This window comes from Streptomyces sp. NPDC044061, assembly GCF_056434305.1.
The window spans coordinates 78,706-96,759 of record NZ_JBWKFL010000002.1 but is presented as its reverse complement, the minus strand read 5'-3'; the positions used below and the strand labels follow the sequence as shown (position 1 = coordinate 96,759).

At 72.4% G+C, this 18,054-nt stretch carries 17 protein-coding genes; 7 read left to right on the top strand and 10 right to left on the bottom strand.

What is annotated here, in order from left to right:
- Nucleotides 1-75: 75 nt before the first annotated feature.
- Genes efeU through efeO form a run of 3 tightly spaced genes read right to left on the bottom strand, consistent with a single transcriptional unit; the run spans nucleotide 76 to nucleotide 3,365 of the window.
- Entirely contained in the window at nucleotides 76-951 is an 876-nt protein-coding gene (gene efeU, locus AC07CM_RS02885; protein ID WP_478874539.1) for an iron uptake transporter permease EfeU, read from the bottom strand.
- A 3-nt stretch (nucleotides 952-954) separates the two neighbouring features.
- Nucleotides 955-2,217, bottom strand: a complete 1,263-nt coding sequence (gene efeB / locus AC07CM_RS02880) for an iron uptake transporter deferrochelatase/peroxidase subunit (protein ID WP_478874538.1) — start codon at nucleotides 2,215-2,217, stop codon at nucleotides 955-957.
- An 11-nt stretch (nucleotides 2,218-2,228) separates the two neighbouring features.
- Entirely contained in the window at nucleotides 2,229-3,365 is a 1,137-nt protein-coding gene (gene efeO, locus AC07CM_RS02875; protein ID WP_478874537.1) for an iron uptake system protein EfeO, read from the bottom strand.
- Between the two features lie 1,051 nt (nucleotides 3,366-4,416).
- Here efeO and AC07CM_RS02870 point away from each other — a divergent pair.
- On the top strand, nucleotides 4,417-5,100 hold the full coding sequence (locus AC07CM_RS02870; protein WP_478874889.1) for a PhzF family phenazine biosynthesis protein: 684 nt from the start codon (nucleotides 4,417-4,419) through the stop codon (nucleotides 5,098-5,100).
- A 9-nt stretch (nucleotides 5,101-5,109) separates the two neighbouring features.
- Here AC07CM_RS02870 and AC07CM_RS02865 read toward each other — a convergent pair whose 3' ends face one another.
- On the bottom strand, nucleotides 5,110-5,757 hold the full coding sequence (locus tag AC07CM_RS02865) for a biliverdin-producing heme oxygenase (protein ID WP_478874536.1): 648 nt from the start codon (nucleotides 5,755-5,757) through the stop codon (nucleotides 5,110-5,112).
- 147 nt (nucleotides 5,758-5,904) lie between these two features.
- The gene (map, locus tag AC07CM_RS02860; RefSeq protein WP_478874535.1) at nucleotides 5,905-6,762 is read right to left on the bottom strand and encodes a type I methionyl aminopeptidase; all 858 of its coding nucleotides are present in this window, start codon (nucleotides 6,760-6,762) and stop codon (nucleotides 5,905-5,907) included.
- 59 nt (nucleotides 6,763-6,821) lie between these two features.
- Here map and AC07CM_RS02855 point away from each other — a divergent pair, with 59 nt between their 5' ends.
- Nucleotides 6,822-7,058, top strand: a complete 237-nt coding sequence (locus tag AC07CM_RS02855) for a hypothetical protein (protein ID WP_478874534.1) — start codon at nucleotides 6,822-6,824, stop codon at nucleotides 7,056-7,058.
- Here the strand turns inward: AC07CM_RS02855 and AC07CM_RS02850 are convergent, their stop codons facing one another.
- Both AC07CM_RS02850 and AC07CM_RS02845 read right to left on the bottom strand, forming a co-directional pair.
- Nucleotides 7,059-8,369, bottom strand: a complete 1,311-nt coding sequence (locus tag AC07CM_RS02850; protein ID WP_478874533.1) for an MFS transporter — start codon at nucleotides 8,367-8,369, stop codon at nucleotides 7,059-7,061. It abuts the gene before it with no gap.
- Between the two features lie 127 nt (nucleotides 8,370-8,496).
- Entirely contained in the window at nucleotides 8,497-9,093 is a 597-nt protein-coding gene (locus AC07CM_RS02845) for a hypothetical protein (protein WP_478874532.1), read from the bottom strand.
- Between the two features lie 109 nt (nucleotides 9,094-9,202).
- Between AC07CM_RS02845 and AC07CM_RS02840 the strand changes: the two genes are divergently transcribed.
- The 3 genes from AC07CM_RS02840 to AC07CM_RS02830 are packed head-to-tail and all read left to right on the top strand — an operon-like array spanning nucleotide 9,203 to nucleotide 11,271.
- Nucleotides 9,203-10,276 (top strand): sialidase family protein, encoded by a 1,074-nt coding sequence (locus AC07CM_RS02840; RefSeq protein ID WP_478874531.1) that lies wholly within the window; start codon nucleotides 9,203-9,205, stop codon nucleotides 10,274-10,276.
- Between the two features lie 37 nt (nucleotides 10,277-10,313).
- Nucleotides 10,314-11,027: an NADPH-dependent F420 reductase gene (gene npdG, locus AC07CM_RS02835; protein WP_478874530.1), complete on the top strand. Its 714-nt coding sequence runs from the start codon at nucleotides 10,314-10,316 to the stop codon at nucleotides 11,025-11,027.
- Between the two features lie 4 nt (nucleotides 11,028-11,031).
- A complete protein-coding gene (locus tag AC07CM_RS02830; protein ID WP_478874529.1) occupies nucleotides 11,032-11,271 on the top strand; it encodes a hypothetical protein in 240 nt (79 codons plus the stop codon).
- On the opposite strand, the gene AC07CM_RS02825 is transcribed toward AC07CM_RS02830, so the two are convergent.
- Nucleotides 11,261-12,061: a site-2 protease family protein gene (locus AC07CM_RS02825; RefSeq protein WP_478874528.1), complete on the bottom strand. Its 801-nt coding sequence runs from the start codon at nucleotides 12,059-12,061 to the stop codon at nucleotides 11,261-11,263. The two genes, AC07CM_RS02830 and AC07CM_RS02825, sit on opposite strands and share 11 nt — an antisense overlap.
- Before the next feature lie 109 nt (nucleotides 12,062-12,170).
- Here AC07CM_RS02825 and AC07CM_RS02820 point away from each other — a divergent pair, with 109 nt between their 5' ends.
- Both AC07CM_RS02820 and AC07CM_RS02815 read left to right on the top strand, forming a co-directional pair.
- Nucleotides 12,171-12,752, top strand: a complete 582-nt coding sequence (locus tag AC07CM_RS02820) for a DUF6578 domain-containing protein (RefSeq protein ID WP_478874527.1) — start codon at nucleotides 12,171-12,173, stop codon at nucleotides 12,750-12,752.
- A 14-nt stretch (nucleotides 12,753-12,766) separates the two neighbouring features.
- Nucleotides 12,767-16,030: an AfsR/SARP family transcriptional regulator gene (locus AC07CM_RS02815; protein WP_478874526.1), complete on the top strand. Its 3,264-nt coding sequence runs from the start codon at nucleotides 12,767-12,769 to the stop codon at nucleotides 16,028-16,030.
- Nucleotides 16,031-16,043: 13 nt separating this feature from the next.
- Here AC07CM_RS02815 and AC07CM_RS02810 read toward each other — a convergent pair whose 3' ends face one another.
- The gene (locus AC07CM_RS02810; RefSeq protein WP_478874525.1) at nucleotides 16,044-16,865 is read right to left on the bottom strand and encodes an ABC transporter permease; all 822 of its coding nucleotides are present in this window, start codon (nucleotides 16,863-16,865) and stop codon (nucleotides 16,044-16,046) included.
- The gene (locus tag AC07CM_RS02805; RefSeq protein WP_478874524.1) at nucleotides 16,862-17,887 is read right to left on the bottom strand and encodes an ATP-binding cassette domain-containing protein; all 1,026 of its coding nucleotides are present in this window, start codon (nucleotides 17,885-17,887) and stop codon (nucleotides 16,862-16,864) included. Before AC07CM_RS02805 ends, AC07CM_RS02810 begins: the two co-directional genes overlap by 4 nt.
- Nucleotides 17,888-18,054: the final 167 nt, after the last annotated feature.

Genomic DNA, 18,054 nt, shown 5'->3' with positions numbered 1-18,054 from the left:
CCCTCCCCTTTCCGGAGGCGAACCCTACCGGGACGGGGAGACGCGCGGGTGGCCGGTTCCCGCAACTCGGTGCCGTCACTCGGACGCCGGGACCCGCTCCTCGACCGCGGGAGCCGTCCCGTCGCTCCGTCCGCCCTTCAGCCGGGCGACGAACTCGGGGGTGACGAGGAAGACGGCCAGGGTCGGCACGAGATACAGGGCCCACACCGTCAGCTGGACGACCGTCGGGTCGGGCTGGAAGTTGAAGACGCCCTTGAGCAGGGTGCCGTACCAGCTGTCGGGCGGGATCGTGTCGCTGATGTCGAAGGCCTGGTCGCCGATGCCCGGGATCCAGTTGGCCTCCTGCAGGTCGTGGAAGCCGTACGCCAGTACGCCCGCCGCGACCACGACCAGCATGCCGCCGGTCCAGGTGAAGAACTTGGCCAGGTTGATCCGCAGCGCGCCCCGGTAGAACAGCCAGCCGAGCAGGACCGCCGTGGCGATGCCGAGCGCAGCGCCGATCAGCGGGCGCGGGGTGCCGTCGGAGGCCGCGTGCACCGAGGCCCACACGAACAGGGCGGTCTCCAGGCCCTCCCGGCCGACGGCCAGGAACGCGGTGGCGACCAGTGCGCCCGTGCCCATGGCGAGGGCCGCGTCCAGCTTGCCGTGCAGCTCGGACTTCAGGTGCCGGGCGGTGCGCCGCATCCAGAACACCATCCAGGTCACCAGACCGACGGCGACGATGGACAGCGAGCCGCCGAGCGCCTCGCTCGCCTCGAACGTCAGCTCCTGCGAGCCGAATTCGAGGGCGCAGCCGAAGGCCATCGCGATGACGATGGCGACGCCGATGCCGATCCAGATCGGCTTCAGGGCGTCCCGGCGGCCGGTCTTGACCAGGTAGGCGATCAGGATGCAGACGACGAGGCTGGCTTCCAGGCCCTCGCGCAGGCCGATCAGATAGTTGGAGAACATGGGCTACGCCTCCTCGGAGAACAGCGTCCGGCCCCACCAGTCGTCCTTGTCCCGGACGCCGGGCGGAACCGCGAAGACCGCCGAACCCACGTGCTGGATGTACTCGTTGAGCGCGTCCTTCGCCGACAGCTGCCGCTGCAGCGGGATGAACCCCTTGCGCACGTCACGCTGGTAGGCGAGGAAGAACAGGCCCGCGTCGAGGCGGCCGAGACCGTCCGTGCCGTCGGTGAAGGAGTAGCCCCTGCGCAGGATGGTGATCCCGTTGTTGGAGTCGGGGTGCGCGAGACGCACGTGGGCGTCCGGCTTCATCGCCTTCAGGAACGGCGCGTCGTGCTCCTTGGCCTTGCCGACCGGGGCGCCCTCGCCCTTGTCCCGGCCGAAGACGTCCTCCTGCTCCTGCAGCGAGGTCCGGTCCCAGGTCTCGATGTTCATCCGGATGCGGCGGGCGACGAGGTAGGACCCGCCGGTCATCCAGGCCTCGTCCTTGCCGCCGTCGCCGTCGCCGACCCACACGAACTTCTTCAGCCGGTCCGTCTCGGTGCCCGCGATGTTGCGGGTGCCGTCCTTGAACCCCATCAGGTTGCGGGGCGTCTGGGCGTCCGGGGTGGTGGACGAGGTCTTGCCGAAACCGAGCTGGGACCAGCGGATGGCGACCTTGCCGAAGCCGATGCGGGCCAGGTTGCGGATGGCGTGCACGGCGACCTGCGGGTCGTCCGCACAGGCCTGGATGCACAGGTCGCCGCCCGTGCGCGCCCCGTCGAGGTTGTCTCCCGGGAACTTGGGCAGGTCGACCAGGGCATCGGGCCGCTTGTCCGCCAGTCCGAACCGTTCGAAGAAGGACGGTCCGAAGCCGATCGTCAGCGTCAGCCGCGAGGGCTTGAGCCCCAGGGCCTCACCGGTGTCGTCCGGCGGCGCCTCGGCCAGTCCGCCGAACGCGCCCTCGCCGACCGCCTTCCCGGTGGTCATCCTGCGCGCGGCCGCCGTCCAGTCCTTGAGCATCCGCACGAACTCGGCGCGGTCGTCGGTCTTCACGTCGAACGCGGCGAAGTGCAGCCGGTCCTGCACCGGCGTGGCGATGCCGGCCTGGTGGGCGCCGTGGAACTCCACGGCGGCGCCCGCCTCGGCGGCGGCCGGGTCCACGTCGTCGCCCACCCGGCTCGCCGCGACGGCACCGCCGGCCGCGACGGCACCGAGCGCGAGCCCGGCGCCGCCCCAGCCGATCAGCGCGCGGCGGGAGGGAGAGGTGCTGCCCTGAGTCTCGGTCATGCCCGTTCCCCCTACTTCACGACCGCGGCGGCGAGCTTGGACAGCGGCTCCGCGAGGGCGTTGACCGCGTCCGACAGCTCCTTGCTCTGGTCCTTGGTGACCTTGTCGTACGAGACGAAGTCGTACGAGTCCTTGTCGGAGCGGTACTTGTCGAGCAGCGTGTCGAGCGCCGCGAACTGCTTGTCCAGCTCCTTGGTCAGCGCCGGGTCGTTCTTCGAGGCGACGGGCCGGAGCAACTGGTACGCCTTCTGCGCGCCCTCGACGTTGCCCTTGAAGTCGACCAGGTCGGTGTGCGAGTAGCGCTCCTCCTCGCCGGTGACCTTTCCGGTGGCGACCTCGTCGAGCAGCTCCTTGGCGCCGTTGGCCATGGAGGACGGGGTGATCTCGGCCTTGCCGACCCGCTGCTGCCAGTCCTTCAGGTCGGTCACCAGCTGGTCGGCGAGGGTCTTCTCCTCGTCACCGATCTTCTTGTCCGCCCACAGTGCCTTCTCCAGGCGGTGCCAGCCGGTCCACTTCTGGCCGTCCTCCAGGCCGTCCTCGCGGACGTCGACCTTCGGGTCGATGTCACCGAAGGACTCCGCGACCGGCTCGGTGCGCTCCCAGCCGAGGCGCGAGGGGGCGTACGCCTTCTTGGCGGCCTCCAGGTCGCCGTCCTTGACGGCCTTCACGAACGTCTCGACGAGCGGCAGCGTCTGGTCGGCCTGGTCCTGCGCGTACTGCCGGTAGTCGGCGACGGCCTTGTCGAGCCTGGGGTCCCGCTTGGCGCTGGTACCGCCACCGGTCACGGTGAGCTTCTGCCGGACGCCGTGGCCTTTCATGCCGGGGCGGCACGCGATCTCGTACGAGCCGGCCTTCACCTCGGCGGTCAGCGTGTACTTGGTCCCCGGGCCGATGTTCTCCTTCTCGGAGACGATCCGGTCGTCCGGGAACACGATCTCGACCTCGGTGGCCTTGGAGCCCTTGTTCTCTATCTTCAGCGTGACCTGACCGGCCGGCACCGACTTGGCGGAGGTCTCGCACCTGGCGTCGGCGGCGGTGACCTGGATGGCGTCGCCGTCCTTGGCATCGCTCTTCGCGGTGCAGGCCGTGAGGGCGGTCAGAGCGGCCGCGGTGGCGGCGGCGGTGACGGTCAGTCGGACGGCACGCATGCAGGCTCCAAGCGGATCTGGTGTGGTGAGGCTGGCCTAACTTACCTGAGGCTTACCTCAGTGCTACCCGCCCGGGTCGTGATTCAGCTCTCATGGAAATCTCACAGACACGGCTTGATCTCATCAACTCAAAAGGGGCGCCAAGAAATGGTAAAGGGAGAGTCAAGTGATGGGAGGGCGGGGACGCGCGCGCAGGGAGTCGATGGGGCCGGGTTACCTGGTCCTGGACGTACGGAACCGGCCCGAACGGCCGGCGCTGCGATTCGAGACCGCCGGGGAAGGGCGGCTGAAGGTGCTGCGGCAGGGCGGGCGGCCCGTGCTGCTCGGCGGGCTCACCGGTGAGGGCTGCTGCCACGACCTGCGGCTGCACCGCCGCGACGGCTACCGCTCACCGCTGCCCCCGATCCGTGCGGCGGACATGCGATCGGACGTCGACTGGACGCACCGGTACGCCCGTTGGCTGGAGCGGGCCGAGGGGACGCCCCTGTACGACGGCCGCCGGCAGCTCGCGGTGCGCACGACCATCCCCCTGCCGATCTGGGCCGCCGACTTCGTCCGTGAGTGGCCCGGCGGCAGCCTGGAGCTCTACTGCGGCGGCGGCCGGCACGGCATCCTGCCCCTGCGCAGGCTCTCCGTGCCCGAGGCCCCGCGGGAGGCGTACCGCAAGCACGCCCGTGACGGCACGCTCGCGCCCGTCCTGCTGTGGTGGGTGCCGTTCCTCGACGGCTGGCTGATCCTGGACGGTCACGACCGTGCGGTGGCCGCACTGGCGGAGAGGCGGACACCGGAGTGTCCGGTCCTGACCCGGCTGCGGGACGAGGAGCTGTGGCGCCGGGACGCGGCAACCCTCACCGAGGGCCACCGGCACCGCCTGGAACGCCTCGCGGCACACCCTGCCACCCCGACGACGGCCGAACGCCCCTGGAGCGGGGCTACGGCTGCGCCATGGCCGGCCTCCCGCGCGACCCGTCGGACATTCGCTCCTGGCCGCTCCCCGGCGGCGCCCCCGCCTGGGACGTGCTCGCCGGGGCGACGATGTTTCAATTTCGGAGTGACTGATTACGACGTGCTTCGCGTCTTCTGTGCGCCGAACGGTGGGTACGGCAACGAACTCGGTGTCGTTCGTGACGGCTCGGTGCTGCCCGAGCGGGGTGACCGGCAGGCCCTCGCGGCGAAGCTCGGCTTCAGTGAGACCGTGTTCGTGGACGACCCCGAGCGCGGAGTGATCGACATCTACACGCCCACTCTGCGCCTGCCCTTCGCCGGTCACCCCTGCGTCGGCGCGGCCTGGCTGCTTGACGTGCCCGAACTGGTCACGCCCGCCGGAGTGGTGGGCGCCCGCCTGGACGGCGAGTTCAGCTGGATCGAGGCCCGCGCGGAGTGGGCCCCGCCGCGCACCCTGCGCCAGTACGCCACCGCCGCCGAGGTCGACGCCCTGCCCGTGCCCCCGCCCGGCGAGCGAAGCGAGATGGGGGTCCCCCCGGACGAAGTCCGGGGGAGGATCTACGCCTGGGCCTGGGAGGACGAGGCGGCCGGCCGGGTCCGCGCCCGCGCCTTCCCCGGCCGCGGCGACGGCATCGAGGAGGACGAAGCCACGGGCGCGGCGGCCCTGCTCCTCACCGACCGGCTGGGCCGGGCGCTGAACATCACGCAGGGCAGGGGATCGCAGATCCTGACGGCTCCGCAGCCGCACGGCTGGGTGGAGATCGGCGGGCGCGTGTTCCTGGAGCGTTAGGGCGAGCGCTCACGCGCTGAGCGGGAACTCCTCGCCCAGGGCCCGGAAGACCCCGGTGTTCAGGGCGAACGCCCGCTTGCACTCCGCCACGATCCGCTGCCTCTCCAGTTCGTCCGCGTCGACCGCGTCCAGCAGCTCGCGGTAACTCCGCTTGAACGCGGCAGGGTTGGAGATGCCCTCGAAGACGTAGAAACGGACTCCGTCGCCCTTCTTCGCGAAGCCCCACGCGCGCTCCGCCCAGTCACGGATGATCTGGCCGCCGGAGAGATCGCCGAGGTAACGGGTGTAGTGGTGGGCGACGTACCCGCCGGGCCAGCGCTCGGCGCACTCCCGCACCCGGTCGGCGTACCCCTGCGTCGCGGGCAGGGCGGACAGGCCCGAGCGCCACTCGGGTCCCCGCAAATGCGCCAGGTCCCGCTCCAGCGCGGGCAGCCGCAGCAGCTCCGGCCGGATGAACGGCCCCGCCACCGGGTCCGCCGCCAGCCGCTCGGCGGCGCTCTCCAGCGCCTCGTACACGAACCACAGCTGCTCGGTGTAGCGCGCGTACGCGGCCACGCCGAGCCGGCCGCCGAGCAGGTCGCTCATGAACGTCGACGTCTCCGCCTCCACGTGCTGCTCGTGGGACGCCGTGCGGATCACGGTCGAGAACGACTCCATGGACTCTCCTCGGTTTGCCGACCTGCTGTCGGTAAGTTTACCGACAGGCTGTCGGAAAAACATCAAGGAGGCGGAGGGGCTGTGGATGCGCGCACGGAAAAGCCCGCCCCGGGGTCGGGGCGGGCTTCGCGGGGAGGCGGCGGCCGGCTACGGCAGGGTGAGGATCTCCGCACCCGTCTCGGTCACGACCAGCGTGTGCTCGAACTGGGCCGTGCGCATGCGGTCCTTGGTCACGACCGTCCAGCCGTCGTCCCACATGTCGTACTCGTGCGTGCCGAGCGTCAGCATCGGCTCGATGGTGAAGGTCATGCCGGGCTGCATGACGGTCGTCGCGTGCGGGCTGTCGTAGTGCGGGATGATCAGGCCCGAGTGGAAGGACGAGTTGATGCCGTGGCCGGTGAAGTCCCGTACGACCCCGTAGCCGAAGCGCTTGGCGTACGACTCGATGACCCGGCCGATGACGTTGATCTGCCGTCCCGGCCTGACCGCCTTGATCGCCCGATTGAGGGACTCCCGGGTCCGCTCCACCAGCAGCCGGGACTCCTCGTCCACGTCCCCGACCAGGTACGTGGCGTTGTTGTCGCCGTGCACCCCGCCGATGTACGCGGTGACGTCCAGGTTGACGATGTCGCCGTCCCTGAGGACCGTCGAGTCCGGGATGCCGTGACAGATGACCTCGTTCACCGAAGTGCACAGCGACTTCGGGAAGCCGCGGTAGCCGAGCGTGGAGGGGTAGGCGCCGTGGTCGCACATGTACTCGTGGGCGACCTTGTCCAGCTGGTCCGTGGCGACGCCGGGCGCGATGATCCGCGCCGCCTCCTCCATCGCCTGCGCGGCGATGCGGCCGGCGACGCGCATCGCCTCGATGGTCTCCGGGGTCTGCACCTCCGGTCCGGTGTACGGCGTCGGCGCGGGCTTGCCGACGTACTCGGGGCGGCGGACGTTCCCGGGTACCGAACGGGTGGGAGACAGCTCCCCTGGTACGAGCAGTGACTGGCCAGACATGCCAGCGAGTCTATCCAGGCGGAGTTGGGGGAACATGTCGGTGGCGAGAGGAGCTGGTCATGCCCCTGTTCAAGAAGCGCACCGTCGGTAAGCCGGGCGAGTGGTACTACTGCCTGGAGCACAAGAAGGTCGAGGAAGGCCCGGACTGCCCGGGCAAGGACCGCTTCGGGCCGTACACCAGCCCGCAGGAGGCGCAGCACGCGATGGAGACCGCGCAGGAGCGCAACCTGGAGTGGGACACCGATCCGCGCTGGCACGACGCCCAGGCGCGAGGCCAGGACGCCGACGAGGACTGATCACACCCCGGTGGGCGCGGCGGCCGCCCGCCGCTCGCGCAGCCGCACCGCGTGCTCGTTGGTACGGGCGTCGTAGGTCATCAGCCCGGGCAGGCACAGGGCCAGCAGTCCCATCGCGCCCACGCACAGCAGCCCGCCCGACCACACGGACGTCCGTACGCCCGCCCACGCGGCGACGCCGCCGGAGCGGACCTGGCCCAGTTGCGGACCCATCGAGTAGGACAGAAGTTCGATGCCGGCGAGGCGGCCGCGCAGCTCGTCGGGGATGGTCTGGTTCCACATCGCGCCCCGGAACACCCCGCTGACCATGTCGCAGCCGCCGGCGACGGTCAGGAGCAGCAGCACCAGCCAGACGTTGCCGACGAGGCCCGCGACCGTGACCGCGAGGCCCCACAGCGCGGCCGAGAGCACCACCGTGCGGCCGTGGCGGTGCACCCGTGAGGTCCAGCCGCTGGTCACGCCGACCAGCAGCGCGCCCAGCGGGAAGGCCGCGTACATCAGACCGAGGGACCACTCGGCGTGCAGCTCGTCGGCGAGGAACGGCAGCACCCCGAGCGGCATCGCCAGGAACATCGCCGCCAGGTCGACGGCGTAGGTGCCGAGGAGCTCCTTGCGGCTCCAGGCGTAGCGGGCGCCCTCCGCGACGGCCCGCAGGTCCGGCCTGGCCGCGGTGGGGGTCCCCCCGCTCGAGCGAAGCCGAGAGTGGGGGAGTGCGGCGGGGGAGGGGGCGATACGGACGACGTACGCCAGGGACAGGGCGAAGGTCAGCAGGTCGGCGGCGTACGCCCAGCCGAGGCCCGCGTAGGCGACGACGACGCCCGCGACCGCCGGGCCGGCCACTCCGCCGACGGTCCAGCGCAGCGAGTTCAGGGAGGCCGCGGCGGGCAGGTCCTCGTGGGCGACGATCCGGGGCAGCAGGGAGTCCAGGGCGGGCCGCTGGACCGACACGAGGGCGGAGGAGAGCGCCGCGACCAGATACAGCGGCCATACGGCCGGGCGGGGGAGCAGCGCGTTGAGCAGCAGGGCGGCGCTGAGCAGGCCCTGGCCGGCCTCCGTCCACACGATCAGCCGCCGCTTGTCGAGGGCGTCGGCGAGGGCGCCGCCGTACAGGCCGAAGACGATCAGCGGGAGCAGTTCCACGGCGCCGATCGCGCCCACGGCCGCCGCCGAGCCGGTCAGGTCCTTCAGCTGGACCGGCAGGGCGACGAAGGTCAGGAAGCTGCCGAAGTTGCTGATCAGTCCCGAGGCCCACAGCCTGCGGAAGTCGGCGGAGGCCTTCCAGGGGGCGAGGTCGGGGAGGAGTGCGGGCACCGCAGCATGCTCCGCTCGACCTCGGTGCCCGGCAACCGCTTTTCCCACCCGCTCGGCGGTCTCGGTCGGCTGTTGCCGTTCTGCCGAAGACAGGTCGCCGACCGAGTCGGGTGGGCGGGTGGGAAAGTCACCAAGGGGCAGCCGGCGGTGCCGTCAGGATCTCCGCCAGCCTCGACAGACGGTCCCGGAACCCCCGCCGAACCCTCGGAGAACCCCCGTTCTCGCCCGCCGCCGCGCTCACCAGGTGCTGCACGCTGTCCAGGTCCAGCTCCGCCCCGTCCGGCACGGCCAGCGCGTCGTGGGCCATCGCCGCCAGCTCACCCCCGTCCGCGCCCAGCGCCAGCACCGTCACCCCGGCCCGGCGTGCCGCGTGCACCCGCTCCAGCAGCTCCGCGGGCTCCTCGGGGGCGACCACCAGCAGGGTCTCGCCGCGCCGCGCCTCCTCGATCCGGCCCGGTCCGACGGCCAGGTGCGCGGGATCGGAGGGGCGCGCGTGGTGTCGTACCAGCGTGGGAGCCAGTTCGGGCGTGCCCGACCAGGCCGCCTCGTCCACCAGATGCGCAGCCAGGTGCCAGGGCTCGTAGTCGGGCGTGCCCACCAGCAGCAGCCCGCCCCCGTGCGTCACCACGGACCCGCGCAGCACCCCCGCGAACCGCCTGGTGGCCCCCAACCACTCGGTCCCGGCGAGCACTTCGCGCAGCAGCGCGACCCGTACGGCGTCCATGCGACGGCATCCTGCCCCAACCGGTGACTTGTGACGCGGAGTTCACCCCGAATTCGCCCGACCCGGGGATGTAGACGGCCCGTCCCCGTCCGTGTGAGGAGCCCACCTGATGACCGACGTGACCGTCCCCTTCCGCGCCGGCCACGAGGGGTACGCCAGCTTCCGTATCCCGGCCGTCGTGGCGAGTCGTACCGGCACGCTGCTCGCCTTCTGCGAGGGACGGGTCGGCTCCGCCGCCGACCACGGGCACATCGACATCGTGCTGAAGCGTTCCACCGACGGCGGCCGCACCTGGGGGCCGCTCAAGGTCGCCGCGAGCAACGGCGGGAACCTCGCGGGCAACCCCGCCCCCGTCGTCCTCGACACCGGCCGGATCCTGCTCGTGCACGTCCGTGCGGCGGCCACGGCCACCGAGGCGGCGATCCTGCGCGGCCAGGTCAAGGACGCCGACGGCCGCCGGGTGTGGGTGCGGCACAGCGACGACGACGGGGTGACCTGGTCCAGGCCCGAGGAGATCACCGGACAGGTGAAGAAGCCCGGCTGGCGCTGGTACGCCACCACCCCCGGCCACGCCCTCCAGTTGACCTCCGGCCGCGTCCTGGTCCCCGGCAACCACACCCTCCCGCCCACCGGCACCGACACCGGCGCCGAGGCCAAGTACAACGGCGGCCACTGCCTGCTGAGCGACGACCGCGGCGAGACCTGGTACCTGGGCTACCTCGACGACAACACCGACGGCTACATCAACGTCAACGAGACCACCGCCGCCGAACTCCCCGACGGCCGCGTCTACTTCAACACCCGCAACGACTCCCCGTCCCCCGGCAACCGCGCCGACGCCCACTCCGGGGACGGCGGCCGGACGCTCGTGAAGCGCTTCCGCCCGCAGGCCGGACTCACCGCCCCGGTCTGCGAGGCCTCCGTCCTGCAGCTCCGCGATCCCGACCTGCTGCTCTTCTCCGCCCCGGCCGACCCCGCCGCCCGCGCCCTGATGACCGTCCGCGCCTCCGGCGACGGCGGCACCACCTGGCGCAAGGCCCTCACCGTCGACGGACTGCCCGCCGCCTACTCCGACCTGGTCCGCGTCGACCGGAGCACGGTCGGACTCCTCTACGAGACAGGGGACTTCAGCGCCTACGAGACCATCACGTTCCGCCGACTGCCCGTGACGCGGCTCACCTGACCCGGTGCCGTCCGCCCCACGGACGTAGAGTCGGCCCATGACCTCTACCGACAGCGCACAGACCCCCGCCAAGGCCCCCGCCAAGGACCCCTGGGACCTGCCCGACGTCTCCGGGCTGGTCGTCGGCGTGCTCGGCGGCACCGGCCCGCAGGGCAAGGGCCTCGCCTACCGGCTCGCCCGGGCCGGCCAGAAGGTGATCATCGGCTCGCGGGCCGCCGAACGCGCGCGGGCCGCCGCCGAGGAGCTGGGGTACGGCGTCGAGGGCGCCGACAACGCCGAGACCGCGCGCCGCAGCGACATCGTGATCGTCGCCGTGCCGTGGGAGGGCCACGGCAAGACCCTGGAGTCCCTGCGCGAGGAACTGGCCGGCAAGCTCGTCGTCGACTGCGTGAACCCGCTGGGCTTCGACAAGCAGGGCGCCTACGCGCTGAAGCCGGAGGAGGGCAGCGCCGCCCAGCAGGCCGCCGCCCTGCTGCCGGACTCCCGGGTCGCCGCCGCCTTCCACCACCTGTCGGCGGTGCTGCTCCAGGACCCGGAGATCGAGGAGATCGACACCGATGTGATGGTGCTCGGCGATGCGCGGGCCGACGTGGAGACCGTCCAGGCCCTGGCCGGGCGCATCCCCGGCATGCGCGGCATCTTCGCGGGCCGCCTGCGCAACGCCCACCAGGTCGAGTCGCTGGTCGCGAACCTGATCTCCGTCAACCGCCGGTACAAGGCACACGCCGGGCTCCGCGTCACGGACGTATGAGCCCATGGGGGACACTGGTCGGCGTAGCAGTGTCCCCCGACAGGAGCCACCCCTCATGCCCCGCATCGCCCTCTACACCCTGATCGTCTGCATCCTCGCCACCGCCGCGGCGGTCGTCTCGTTCGTGCAGGGCAGCTGGCTGGGGATCGTCTGGGTGCTGCTGGCGGGCCTGTCGTCCAACATGACCTGGTACTACATCAAGCGCGGCCGGGGCGCGGCCGACCGGAAGTCCGTCACGGGCTGACCGCGCAGTAGGGGTCGCTCCCCCGCCAGAACCGGAACAGGTCGAAGCCGCAGTACGTCTGGACCTCGTCGATCCCCAGGCCGCGCAGGATCGAGTGGATCACGTCGAAGAACGCGGTGTTGACCGACGGCACCCACAGCAGCGCGAACACGAACAGCAGCCCGAACGGCGCGAACGGCTCCACCTGCCGCTTCACGTTGTACGACAGCCACGGTTCGACCACCCCGTATCCGTCCAGACCCGGCACCGGCAGGAAGTTCAGGATCGCCGCCGTCACCTGGAGCAGGGCGAGGAACGCCAGCGCGTACTGGAAGCCGCGGGGGACGCCGTCCAGGGCGTGCAGCCAGAAGGGCGCGGTGCACACCGCCGCGAACAGCACGTTCGTCAGGGGGCCCGCCGCCGAGATCAGGCTGTGCCGCCAGCGGCCCCGGATGCGGTTGCGTTCGATGAACACCGCGCCGCCCGGAAGGCCGATCCCGCCCATGATCATGAACACCAGCGGGAGCACGATGCTCAGCAGCGCGTGCGTGTACTTCAGCGGGTTCAGCGTCAGGTAGCCCTTCGCGCCGACCGTGATGTCGCCGCCGTGCAGGGCGGTGCGCGCGTGCGCGTACTCGTGCAGGCACAGGGAGACGATCCAGGCCGCCGTTACGAACAGGAACACCGCGATGCCCGGCTGCTCGGCGAATCCCGTCCAGGTGGCCCAGCCGGTCACGGCGGTGACGGCCACGATCCCGAGGAAGACGGGACTGATCCTCCGGTCGCCTCGACGGGTGGTGACGGTGGTCATCGTTCGGGCTCCTGAGGGGCGTCGACGGTCGGGAAGCCCGACCGTACCGGCACGGGACTCGCGGGGAAAACGTCTCGCGGCCGCCGTTCGGTTCCTGAAGGCTGGGACCATGGCACGGAAGAGGGTGTTCTACGAGGACTGGCAGATGGAGTGCTGCGGCACGCCGTTCGCGGTGGGCGACGAGGTGGCCTGGAAGCTGGTCGCCTACGGCAGGAAGGACCGGCGCAGGGACGCCGGACACGGTGCCGAGGCCTGGGTGGAGAACCACGGCGGACCCGACCGCGCGACCGTCGGCCGGGTCCGCGCCATCGAGCTGGTGCACCAGCGGTACCTGGTGCACACCGACCCGCGCATCCGCGAGCTCATGGATCGCGCCCAGGAACCCACCGACGGCGAGCCCGGGCTGGTCATCCTTCCGTCCCCGTACCGCATGGAACCGGTGCCCGGCGCGCCGACCCTGGAACCCGCAGGCACCTGCCCGAAGTGGTTCGAGAACGAGGAACCCGGCAGGAACCCGGGCCCGCAGCAGGTCCGCCGCACCGTCGGCGCCCTCGTCACGCTGGACGTCACGGGGGAAGCGGACGTCCCCCCGCAGGCCACCGACGCCTCGGCCGGCGCCACGGCCGGGGCCCCCGACGCCACCCCGCGGGTTGGCGGCGCCACGCCGTCCGAACCCGGTGACCGCCGCTGACGGCTCCGGAGAGAATGGACCCCGTGCGTTATCGCCTCCTAGGTCCCACCCAGGCACTCCGTCCCGACGGCACGCCCGTCCCGGTCGGCGGGGCACGGCTGCGTGCCCTGCTGAGCGTGCTCGCGCTGCGGGCGGGCCGGACCGTGCCGGCCGGCGTGCTGGTGGACGAGGTGTGGGGTGCCGACCCGCCCGCCGACGCCACCGGCGCGCTGCAGGCGCTGGTCGGCCGGCTCCGCCGGGCGCTCGGCGCCGACGCCGTCGCCTCCGCCGAGGGCGGCTACCGGCTCGCCGCCGCCCCCGACGACGTCGACCTGGGCCGGTTCGACCGGCTGACCGGCGAGGGCCTCGGCGCCCTGTCCGACGGCGACCCGGCCAAGGCCGCCGCCGTCCTGGACGACGCGCTCGCCCTGTGGCACGGTCCCGCGCTGGCCGACCTGCCCGACCGCACCGCCGAGGCGGCCCGCTGGGAGACCCGCCGCCTGGACGCCCTGCGCGCCCGGCACACCGCCGCGCTCGCCCTCGGCCACGCCGAGCAGTCCCTGCCCGAGCTGGCCGCGCTCTGCGACGACCACCCCCTGGACGAGCCGCTCCAGGCGCTGCGGCTGCGCGCGCTGCGCGACGCGGGCCGCCCCGCCCAGGCACTGGCCGGCTACGAGGACGTACGCCGGCTCCTCGCGGACCGGCTCGGCTCCGACCCGGGCCCCGAACTGCGCGCCCTGCACGCCGAACTGCTCAGCGAGGAGCCACCGCGTGCGGCCCCGGGACCCGCGCCCCGGCCCGGCAACCTGCCCGCCCGGCTCACCTCCTTCGTCGGCCGCGAGCCCGACATCGAGGCCATCGGCGCCGACCTCGCGGCGGCGCGTCTGGTCACCCTGCTCGGGCCCGGCGGCGCAGGCAAGACCCGGCTCTCGCAGGAGGCCGCCGAGGCCGTACGGCACTTCGCCCCGGACGGGGTGTGGCTGGCCGAGCTGGCGCCCGTGGACGACCCGGACGCCGTGCCGCAGGCCGTGCTCACCGCGATCGGCGCCCGCGAGACCGTGCTGCACGGTGCGGGCGCCGAGAGCATGCGCGCCGTCGCCGACCGGCACGACGACCCGGCCGAGCGGCTGGTGGAGCACTGCGCCCGGCGCCGGATGCTGCTGATCCTGGACAACTGCGAGCACGTCGTCGAGGCCGCCGCCCAGCTCGCCGAACGCCTGCTGGCGCACTGCCCGGGGCTGACCCTGCTCGCCACCAGCCGGGAACCGCTCGGCGTCCCCGGCGAGCTGGTGCGGCCCGTGGAACCGCTGCCCGAGCCGGTCGCGCTGCGGCTGCTCGCTGACCGGGGCGCGGCCGCCCGGCCCGGCTTCCGGGTCGAGGACGACCCGCACGCGTGCGCCGAGATCTGCCGGCGGCTCGACGGACTGCCCCTCGCCATCGAGCTGGCGGCCGCCCGGCTGCGCATGCTGACGCCCCGCCAGATAGCCGACCGGCTCGACGACCGCTTCCGGCTGCTCACGAGCGGCAGCCGCACCGTGCTGCCCCGCCAGCAGACCCTGCGTGCCGTCGTGGACTGGTCCTGGGACCTGCTCGACACGGACGAGCGCGACGTTCTCAGCCGGCTCTCGGTGTTCGCGGGCGGCTGCGACCTGGCCGCCGCCGAGGCCGTCTGCGGCCCGGTCGCGCTGGACGCGCTCGGCTCCCTGGTCGACAAGTCCCTCGTGGTGGCCGCCCCCTCGGCCGACGGCCAGATGCGCTACCGCCTGCTGGAGACCGTCGCCGAGTACGCGGCCGAGCGGCTGGACGAGACCGGGCGCCGCACCGAGGCCGAACGCGCCCACCTGACGTACTACCGCGAACTCACCCGCACCACCGACCCGTTGCTGCGCGGTCCCGGACAGCGCGCCGCCGTCGACCGGCTCCAGCTCGAGTACGAGAACGTGCGCACCGCCCTGCGGCACGCCGTCGCCGCCCGGGACGAGCAGGAGGCGCTCTGCATCATCCACGGCCTGGTCTGGTACTGGCAGATGCGCGACCTGCGCGTCGAGGCCCGCAACCTGTGCCGTGAGGTCATGGCCCTGGGCCCCGACCCGTTCGAGGAGCCGGTGCGCCGTGCCGCGCCGGTGTGGCAGCGCTGCACCGACATCCCGCCCCCCTACACCGGCGAACTGCTCGACGAGGCCCGGCGCGGACTGCACCTGGCCCATCTGGCCTGCATGGACACCGAACTGGAGACCTGGCAGACCCCGGCCGCCCAGGCCAAGATGCGCGCCATCACCCGGGTCTACGAACCCGGCATGCCGCAGACCTGCCGCGCCCCGGGCATGCTCTGGTTCTTCGCCGAACTGCTGACCGGCGGCATCGACCGGCTGCGCAGCATCCTCGACTCCTGCGTCCGCACCTGCCGGGACACCCCCGGGTTCGAGTGGGAGCTGGCCGGCACCCTGCAGATGCGCGCCAACATCCTCGCCAACCGCACCGAATGGGCGGGCGACGCCACCCGCGACGCCGACGAGGCGCTGGAGATCTTCGAGCGCCTCGGGGACGCCTGGGGCGCCGCCGAGGCGCTCTCCGCCCGCGGCGAGTCGTACGAGCGCAAGGGCGACTACGAGGCGGCCGCCGCCGACTTCCGGGCGGCCGTCGCGTACGCGGAGCGCCTCGGCGCCCGCGCCCAGGCCGCCGTGCTGGGCATCCGCCTGGGCGCCGTGCTGTTGGAGACGGGCGAGCCGGAGCAGGGCGAGCGCCTGCTGCGCGAGATGATCGCGCGCACGGACGGCACCCACAGCGAGGCACTGCCCATGGCCCGCCTCTTCCTGTCCTCCCAGCTCTGCCTGACCGGCCGGGTCGCGGAGGCGCGCGAACAACTGCGGCTGCTGCGCGAGGGTTTCGGCATCGCCCACTTCGTCGTCTTCGACGCCCTCATCCTCGGCCAGGAGGCCTGGGTGGACATCGTCGACGGCCATGTCGAGGACGCCCTGGACAAGATCCGGCAAGCGCTGGCGCGCGCCCGCGACCCGCTGTCCCTGGCCATCGCCCCGCAGCTGCAGCCCCTGTACCTGACCATCGCCTCGGCCGCCCTCGCCGAGGCCGACGGCGGCAGCCACGCCGCCAATGCCGCCCGCTGCCTGGGCGCCGCCCACGCGCTGCTGCCCCCGGGCCATGTCGCCACGACCGTCGAGCGGGCGACGCGCGCCCATGCCGAGGGGGCCGTCCTCGCCGTGCTCGACCGGGCGGCGTTCGACGCCGCGTACGCCGAAGGCGGTGGCCTCTCCCTCGCGGAGGCCACCGCCCTGGTCTGACCGTTCTGGCGGGTCAGGACTTGGTGCGGAACTTGTGGATCGCGACCGGCGCCATGACCGCGGTGAGCCCCACGGACCAGATCAGGGTCACCCACAGGTCGTGCGCGACCGGGCCGCCCTCCATCAGGCCGCGCGCGGTGTCGGCCAGCGCGGACAGCGGGTTGTAGTCGGTGAACGACTGGAGCCAGCCCGGCATCGACGCGGTCGGCGCGAAGATCGACGAGCCGAACTGCAGCGGCATCAGCACGAGGAAGCCCATCGCCTGCACCGACTGGGCGTTCTTCATCACCACGCCGAGGGTCAGGAACACCCACATCAGGGCCGAGCCGAACACCACCGACAGGCCGACGGAGGCCAGCAGACCGCTCCAGCTTTCGATGTCGTAGCCCACGAGGACGGCGACCACCATCAGCACGCAGGTCGCGAACAGCATCCGCAGCAGCTCCACCGCGATCTTCGCGAAGAGGACGGAGCCGCGCCCGATGGGCAGCGAGCGGAAGCGGTCCATGACACCGGAGTTGAAGTCCTGGTTGAACCCGGTGCCCACGCCCTGGGCCATGTTCATGCCCATCATGGCCATGAGTCCCGGGATCACGTACTGGACGTACCGGTCCTGGCCGCCGCCCAGCGACTGCCCGATGGAGCCGCCGAAGACGTACACGAACAGCAGGGTGAAGATGACCGGGAACAGGATTGCGTCGAACATCGACTCGGGGTCCTGCCGGATCCACAGCAGGTTGCGGCGGATCAGCGCACCGGTGTGCCGCAGATGGGCCCGCAGGGTGATGGGCGTGTCCGCCTTCACGGCGGCCGGGGACAGGGTGGCGGTACTCATACGGCGACCTCCTGGCGGTCGTCGGCGGGCGTGGCGTCTTGCGGGGCACCGGCACGGTGGCCGGTGAGGGACAGGAACACCTCATCCAGGCTGGGCAGTTCGGTGGTGATGGAGGAGATCGTGATGCCGCGCGCGGTGACCGCGCCGACCACGGCGGTCAGCTGCTCGTCGCTGAGGATCGGCACCAGCAGCGTCCCGGTCTCGGCGTCCACGGTGGTGGTCGCGAGGCCGGTGATGCCCAGCTCGTCCAGCATCCCGGCGAGCGGGCGCAGCTGCAGCGGATCCACCGGCCGGACCCGCAGGGTGCGGCCGCCGACGCGGGCCTTCAGCTCCTCGATGCCGCCCTTCGCGATGACCTTGCCGCGGTCCACGACGGTCAGCTCGGAGGCGAGCTGCTCGGCCTCCTCCATGTACTGGGTGGTGAGCAGCACGGTGACCCCCTCGCCGACCATGGCCTTGACCTCGTCCCACACCTCGTTGCGGGTACGGGGGTCCAGTCCGGTCGTCGGCTCGTCCAGGAACAGCACGGCCGGACGCCCGATCATCGAGGCGGCCAGGTCCAGCCGCCTGCGCATGCCGCCGGAGTACGTGCCCGCCGGGCGCTTCGCCGCCTCCGTCAGGGAGAACCGCTCCAGCAGCTCGTCGGCGCGGGCGCGGGCGTCCTCGCGGGGCAGGTCGAGCAGCCGCCCGATCATGTACAGGTTCTCCCAGCCGGGCAGCTTCTCGTCCACCGAGGCGTACTGGCCGGTGAGCCCTATGACCCGGCGCAGCTGGCGGGGCTGCCGTACGACGTCGTAGCCGGCCACGGTGGCCTGCCCGGCGTTCGGGGTGATCAGGGTGGACAGGATCCGTACGAGGGTGGTCTTGCCGGCGCCGTTCGGCCCGAGCACGCCCATCACGGTGCCCTCGCGCACGTCCAGGTCGACCCCGTCCAGCGCCTTGGTCTCGCCGTAGTGCTTGACCAGCCCCCGTACGGTCACGGCGGGGCGTCCGCCGGCGGGGTTGTCGTCGATTCGCGTCATGCCGAGAAAGGTGCCAGGGTCTGCCGACAAACCACCGACAGCCCACCGACACCCACCGACAGCCCACCGACAGCGGTCAACAGGGGGGGGGGGGGGGGGGGGGGGGAGGGGGGGGGGGGGGGGGGCGGGGGGGGGGGAGAAAAACCCAGGTCGCCGAGGGGAGGGGA

Bases quoted from the DNA above. Each gene is read 5' to 3' on its own strand.
- efeU (WP_478874539.1), bottom strand. From the start codon at position 951: ATGTTCTCCAACTATCTGATCGGCCTGCGCGAGGGCCTGGAAGCCAGC.
- efeB (WP_478874538.1), bottom strand. From the start codon at position 2,217: ATGACCGAGACTCAGGGCAGCACCTCTCCCTCCCGCCGCGCGCTGATC.
- efeO (WP_478874537.1), bottom strand. From the start codon at position 3,365: ATGCGTGCCGTCCGACTGACCGTCACCGCCGCCGCCACCGCGGCCGCT.
- AC07CM_RS02865 (WP_478874536.1), bottom strand. From the start codon at position 5,757: ATGGAGTCGTTCTCGACCGTGATCCGCACGGCGTCCCACGAGCAGCAC.
- map (WP_478874535.1), bottom strand. From the start codon at position 6,762: ATGTCTGGCCAGTCACTGCTCGTACCAGGGGAGCTGTCTCCCACCCGT.
- AC07CM_RS02855 (WP_478874534.1), top strand. From the start codon at position 6,822: ATGCCCCTGTTCAAGAAGCGCACCGTCGGTAAGCCGGGCGAGTGGTAC.
- AC07CM_RS02845 (WP_478874532.1), bottom strand. From the start codon at position 9,093: ATGGACGCCGTACGGGTCGCGCTGCTGCGCGAAGTGCTCGCCGGGACC.
- AC07CM_RS02840 (WP_478874531.1), top strand. From the start codon at position 9,203: ATGACCGACGTGACCGTCCCCTTCCGCGCCGGCCACGAGGGGTACGCC.
- npdG (WP_478874530.1), top strand. From the start codon at position 10,314: ATGACCTCTACCGACAGCGCACAGACCCCCGCCAAGGCCCCCGCCAAG.
- AC07CM_RS02830 (WP_478874529.1), top strand. From the start codon at position 11,032: ATGGGGGACACTGGTCGGCGTAGCAGTGTCCCCCGACAGGAGCCACCC.
- AC07CM_RS02825 (WP_478874528.1), bottom strand. From the start codon at position 12,061: ATGACCACCGTCACCACCCGTCGAGGCGACCGGAGGATCAGTCCCGTC.
- AC07CM_RS02820 (WP_478874527.1), top strand. From the start codon at position 12,171: ATGGCACGGAAGAGGGTGTTCTACGAGGACTGGCAGATGGAGTGCTGC.
- AC07CM_RS02815 (WP_478874526.1), top strand. From the start codon at position 12,767: ATGGACCCCGTGCGTTATCGCCTCCTAGGTCCCACCCAGGCACTCCGT.
- AC07CM_RS02810 (WP_478874525.1), bottom strand. From the start codon at position 16,865: ATGAGTACCGCCACCCTGTCCCCGGCCGCCGTGAAGGCGGACACGCCC.
- AC07CM_RS02805 (WP_478874524.1), bottom strand. From the start codon at position 17,887: ATGACGCGAATCGACGACAACCCCGCCGGCGGACGCCCCGCCGTGACC.